At 60.8% G+C, this 5483-nt stretch carries 5 protein-coding genes; 1 reads left to right on the top strand and 4 read right to left on the bottom strand.

Features of this window, described 5'->3' with window-relative positions; all coding sequences use genetic code 11:
* Positions 1-289: 289 nt before the first annotated feature.
* The gene (locus tag GY725_01605) at positions 290-718 is read left to right on the top strand and encodes a hypothetical protein (protein MCP4002868.1); all 429 of its coding nucleotides are present in this window, start codon (positions 290-292) and stop codon (positions 716-718) included.
* An 86-nt stretch (positions 719-804) separates the two neighbouring features.
* On the opposite strand, the gene GY725_01600 is transcribed toward GY725_01605, so the two are convergent.
* From GY725_01600 to GY725_01585, 4 genes are all read right to left on the bottom strand, one after another.
* On the bottom strand, positions 805-1893 hold the full coding sequence (locus GY725_01600; protein ID MCP4002867.1) for an OmpA family protein: 1089 nt from the start codon (positions 1891-1893) through the stop codon (positions 805-807).
* A complete protein-coding gene (locus tag GY725_01595) occupies positions 1893-3764 on the bottom strand; it encodes a hypothetical protein (protein ID MCP4002866.1) in 1872 nt (623 codons plus the stop codon). Before GY725_01595 ends, GY725_01600 begins: the two co-directional genes overlap by 1 nt.
* A gap of 446 nt (positions 3765-4210) precedes the next feature.
* The gene (locus GY725_01590) at positions 4211-4432 is read right to left on the bottom strand and encodes a recombinase family protein (protein MCP4002865.1); all 222 of its coding nucleotides are present in this window, start codon (positions 4430-4432) and stop codon (positions 4211-4213) included.
* Between the two features lie 938 nt (positions 4433-5370).
* A partial coding sequence (locus GY725_01585) for a transposase domain-containing protein (protein MCP4002864.1) occupies positions 5371-5483 on the bottom strand: 113 nt, incomplete at its 5' end.

The raw sequence follows: 5483 nt of genomic DNA, 5'->3' as shown, positions 1-5483 counted from the left end.
GCACCCCTGTCTCCCTAATAAGACCATCCATTTTCGGCTGTTGAGAGCCGGCAGTCGGGGAATCTGGGGGCTCTCGAACGGACGCGGGCAGCCGGGCAGCTGCAAAGGGACTTCGGAGCGGCGGGAGGACGAGGCTCGACCGCTGGGGGGCCGGAGGTGAGCAGACGGTGCTCAAGCAGGCTCGTCGGACTGATCGAAAGCGGGAGGCCATGACAAAGCCGAGTACGCTCCCCCCCGCGCGCGTGCACAGGGCGCAACGTTCTTCTGGAGTGAGCCGACACCGCGAGCCATGCGCTCGGCGCGAGCGATCGGGCTGATCCTCGCCGGTCTGTCGATCGCCATGGTCCTCCCTGCGCCGCCGACCTTCGCGATCGACGTAGCGAGCACGCTCAAGGACGTGGTGGATCGCGTGGAGGGTCGTGATCTCTGGAAGGCCACCTTCACCCTGACACCCGACAGCAGCACGGCGCGGGGCGACGCCGCGTCGGTCCACTTCGCGCGCGATGCAGGATTCGAGGAGCTGAACATCCTGGGCAGCCGGGAGGCTCAGGGGTGGAGCGCGGTCGCCCCCGTCCCGGATCCGACCCTCCCGGCCGATGGTGCGTTCGACGCGGTCGCGATCGCCCAAGTGCCCGAGCCGCGCACCGTCCCGGCGCTCCCCGCGCTCCGAGTTGACAGAACACCGCTTCTCGGACGCTCGCCTGTAGTACCCAGATAGAAATGTCCGGTTTGTCCAAAGTAGAAATGTCCGCTTTCTCCAGCCGCCCGCGGTACCCCCGCGGGCATGGAGACAGTGAGCATGAGCTACGAAGAGTTGGACCGCGCGACCTTCATCGGGATGGCGTGCTTGGCGAAGTAGCGCTCGATTCTGATCCACGTGCGGTCGGGCGGGCCGTACTTTTTCTGGTTGATCCATTGTATGAGTTGGATGAGGCTTTTCTGGACCGTAATGAACTCGTTGCTGGTGCCTGAGTGCGGTAGCGCCTGGTACCAGCGTGTTCTTGAATGGCTAGGAGAAGTCCAGCCATCCATTGCGATCCAGCGCGCGCACTGTTGGTATGCGCGAACGGGCTCCGGCCGCTTGAGACTCCCCTGAACCCGTAAGTACCGGCGGCGGAGACGTGCCGATGCGGCCCGGAATTCATCGTACTGTTGGCGCAGGTAGTACCATGTCTCACGGTCGTTGGAGGGTGTGGCGGGTGGTAGCCTAAAGAAGAGTCCGTCCTCGTGTCGTCTGGACCAGTGCGAATAGGGATTCAGTCGCAGGTACTCCCAACTCTCGAGGTACCAACGGTAGAAAGCGGCTTCTAGACCGTGGAATCTCCCGTTGATCTGGCTCAGCGCCTTAGCACGCTGAGCCGTGCTGAATCCCGGTTTGTGGCCTCCGCGGAAACCTGGCAGGACGATTCGAACACTTCGCAAGAACCGCCGCTTTTCGGGGGTGGTTCCGGCGTCGCCCAGGATCGTCCAGTCGTTCTGGCCGACTACAGAGAATATGCCCGGTGGGATGCTCGCTTTAGATCCGGGGAGGACCGAACCCTGAGCCTTCGTGAGGATTTCCGAAACCACAGCCGCCGCTCGGGCCTCTGCGAGTTCTCGATTCTCCGCTGGCGTTCCGGAGCGCGATGCGCTCCCCAACACCTGAATCGATCGGCGCTTGGGAATCAGCGCAGCGTGCTTCTGGATCTCCTTGAGCCCCGTCGTCCGCAGCCATTGCTCGTGCTTGGGCTTCAGCCGGTAGTCGTCCACAGCGAAGTCGTAGAGGAGATAGACCCATGGATAGCGGTTCGCGTTCCTAGCGATCGTCGCTACCTCTCCAGATGACAGTCGTGCTGCACGGATCTCAGCTGGAGATTCGGTCAGGTAGAGCTGCTTCTCGAGGGACGTGGGCATTAGCGGTACGGAAGCGGCTGTCGCACAGCGAAGATCACTGATCCAGACACGTCAGGAGGGTTCGGTACGTCGGGGAGTATGCACTTCCCGGCAACGACCTCTACTTGCGTGCCATCGAAGGGAATGCGGACTGTCGTCACCGACCCGGGTTCGAACGCGAGATCGTCGGCGCTCAATTCGAGGTCTTCCTTGGGCAAACGGTTGCGCTGCTCGGCGGATAGAAGTTGGGTCGCGAGACTCCCAAGGCTGACATCCGAGCCGCTGGCCGGCACGGAGATCACGTTTCCATCCAGCACGAACGCGCCAGCATCGAGGAGGTCTCGGACGTCGTCCTCCAGCGATTCGCCCAAGATGTGCTCGACAAGACCCCGCAGACCGCCGGCCCCGGGCAGCGATGCCTCCCTTGAGAGAAGACGCTCTGTGTAGAAGCCGCAGTGCATCTGGAGATGGACCCGCAGCCGAGCCCTGATTCTTCGCAGGCGCTCATCTGCCTCCCACCGATCGCGGGCGTCTTCGGACGGTTGCATCACCGGCTTGACCGCCCCTGCGACCAAAGCGAGGAATCCAGAGATCCTGCGAAAAGCCTCGGTGCGGGCCTTGGTGTCGAGGATCTTCCTGATCTGGTCGGCATCGATCTCTTCCTTCCCCGACCACAGGGGGTTGATGTAGTCAAAGAGGGATGATGCGAGTTCGAGCGTCAGACGATCACGCCGAACTTGCTCGCGAGCTTCTTCAGATGTCTGGTCCCGAGGAGTATCCAGCTGCGCGGGCGCGGGAGGCGGGAAGTTTGGGTCGTAGGCTTGCTGCGCCACGGGATTGATCATGTTGCGATAGATGTCGAACCCAACGTTGAGAGCTGTGAAGACGAAGCCGAATTCGTTGTTCATCGCGTCTTCGAAAGCTGCGTCGCCGTGTGAGGCGTCGAAGGATCGAACGGGGTCGTCGTCTGCGGGGTCTCCAAAGCCGAAGATCGCGGGCACCTGAAAGAGGTAGTCCAATGCCAGGCGCGCGATGACCGTGGATCGGTCATCCCACCCCGAACCTCCGCCCGTGTCTCGGAGAGCAGTCGACCATTCTGAGGCGAGGTTCTCATCAATCAACACCTCGGCGATCCAATGACCGTTCGACGAGATGAAGTCGTCATCGAAATCCAAGCAGTCGAGTTCAATCAGTAGGACCGGCTCAATCGACTTCTGAACGAGCCGGACACAGAATCTCTTCTCGAGATCGAAGACCTTGATGAGCAGGGCTCGGTCTCGATACGGGTTCGTGACGGTTCGGGTAGAGGAGTCCTCGAGAACCGACTCTCCAGTTTCAGTGACGACAGTCTTTCGTAGTTGCTTCTCCACATCGGTGGATTTCAATGTACGCGATCGGATCTGATTGACTGCCGCGCTCGCAGCACGCGTCACGCTCTTCTTGAACCCGCCACTGACCTTGGCTCCGTACGTGTTCGCACCGTCTTTCACGCTGACCGAGCCTTCACCGTTGATGTTCCAACCCTCGGTCTTGGATGTGGAGTTGGTGATCTTGAGTATGTCGCTCTCGGATCCACCCCGTTCGCGAGTGGACGACTGCTCGTCGGAATCGGTTGTCTCGGACTTCAGCGTCTCCCTTCGCGTGCTTGTGATCTTGAGATGCGCGATCTCGAGAGGGGCGAGGGAGAGTGTCGCCGCTACGTCGAAAGCCTCGAGACGTTCGAAATGCCACTGCTGCTCGAATCGAATCAGCGCACCCAGGCGCAGGTGCACACCGTCCCAGCTCTTCGGTCGTGCGCCGCCGATCACGGGGCGCGGCGCGTTCCCGTCTGGGTTCGGCTTGCCCGACGGCGAGTCGACATCCGCGAGGGGTACGATCTGGTGGAAGTGCACCGTATGATGCGGCCCCGCTCGGAAGGAGGGGAGTGCGCACGGATCCTCGGGGGCCTCACAATCCGACTTCCGATCTTCGGAACAAGGCAACACTCCAGACCATTCCGTCCGGCAGTCGGGGTCGTTGACACACTCAGCGCTGATGCGTGCCGGTGATTCGCATCCGCAAAGACCGGCTGCGAGTTCCTCGCCCCGGACCTCAAGGTGGAATTCTCCGTCGACTACCTCGGCAACTCGGTCGATCGCGACGCGAACGCAGTTGAATTTGACGCGTACTTCTCGACAGTCTCGTGCCGAGCCTGTGATGCGGACTCTCGATAGCCGTTCGGTCGCGGGGTCGCCTTCGGCATCCGGAGGGTTCACTATCAGTTCACATGCCATCATTGCTTCTCCAACCACATCATCAGAAGGGAGTTCTGATGCGGATAGGAAGTTTAGCACCCCTATCACCGTAATAAGACCATCCATTTTCGGCTGTTAAGAGCCGGTAGTCGGGCCAGCAGGCGATCGAGTTCAGGCCGCTTGGTCTTGGAGCCGCTGATGCCTTCGTCCAGGTACTCCTCCACGATCTCGAAGTCCCGGGCCTTGGCGTAATCCCTCAGGCCATCGAGTTGGAGATCGACCGTCTGATCCGCTGTGGAGCACCTTGCGTAGATTGCTGCCTTCATGAATTCAGTGTGACATATTCAAATAAGCATGACGAATTCAACCTCTCTACCTATTCTCTCCGAGTGGGAAGTTCAGCCAAAAAGAGAAAGCACGGGGGCCGGCGTGAAGGCGCAGGGCGGCCCCCGACGCTTAAGGAGTCCGCAATGCTCAGCGTGCGGGTCGAGCGGAGTCTCCTCGATGCTCTGGGGCAGTTCGCGGGGGACGAAGGCGTCTCTGCCTACGTGCGGGGTCTATTGCAGAGACATGTTCGATCGAAGCGGCGACGGTGAGGTCCTACGCTTGGTCGAGGGTGGCACCTTGGCAAAGGACTGATGGGTGTTCGGGACTCACCGGAACAAAGCGTTTGAGGGAGGAGACTCAATGTTCATCATCTGCATACTTGCTCTGGTTTTCGGACTCCAATCGGCTGCTACGGCCTCGGTAGCGCCGGACGACATTCTGGCCGCTGGTGAGTTGGGTCCGCTTGGGCTCGTTTCGATCATCACGATTGATCCCGCGACTGGGGACCGGACCGTAATCTCGGGGTGTACCGACGATGCGTGCTCCAGCACCATCGGGGCCGGATTCGGATTCGTGTCGGATCTAGGCTCTGGTCTGGCCGTTGATCGCAGCGGCGAAATCTTCATGGTCGGCAGGATGAGGATCGAAAACGAGAACGACGCCGTTCCTGAGTACTCTGTGTTTCGTATCAACCCAGATACGGGTGATCGGACGATAGTATCCGGTTGCGTTGAGAACTCTCATGTTTGCGCGGTCATTAGGGGAGATGGCCCGATGGAGCTTCTTGGTTCATTACTGGGGCTCAAGGTCGTGTCCGGCCCCGCTTCCACCTTGTCGGCCCTACCTGCCTGGGGTCCCGCTCTTCTGGCTGGCGGAACCTGTCAACGCCGATGAGACACTCGATTGTTTGTAAGCGGTGGACGAACCGCATCCTCGGTCAGTCCGGGTTGAGCGCGGCCCGATCGAGATTCTGCGGGAGCAGAGCATCGAGTTGGTCCAGCGAGGTGAGCGTCGGCAGCACCTCGAACAGGTGCGCCAGGTAACGGCTCG

The sequence above is a fragment of the bacterium genome (genome assembly GCA_024226335.1).
In the GTDB taxonomy this organism is placed as follows: domain Bacteria; phylum Myxococcota_A; class UBA9160; order SZUA-336; family SZUA-336; genus JAAELY01.
This window is presented reverse-complemented; position numbering and strand designations above follow the sequence as displayed.

Excerpts from the sequence above, each read along its gene's own strand:
- GY725_01600 (MCP4002867.1), bottom strand. The coding sequence starts at position 1,893 with ATGCCCACGTCCCTCGAGAAGCAGCTCTACCTGACCGAATCTCCAGCT.
- GY725_01605 (MCP4002868.1), top strand. The coding sequence starts at position 290 with ATGCGCTCGGCGCGAGCGATCGGGCTGATCCTCGCCGGTCTGTCGATC.
- GY725_01590 (MCP4002865.1), bottom strand. The coding sequence starts at position 4,432 with ATGAAGGCAGCAATCTACGCAAGGTGCTCCACAGCGGATCAGACGGTC.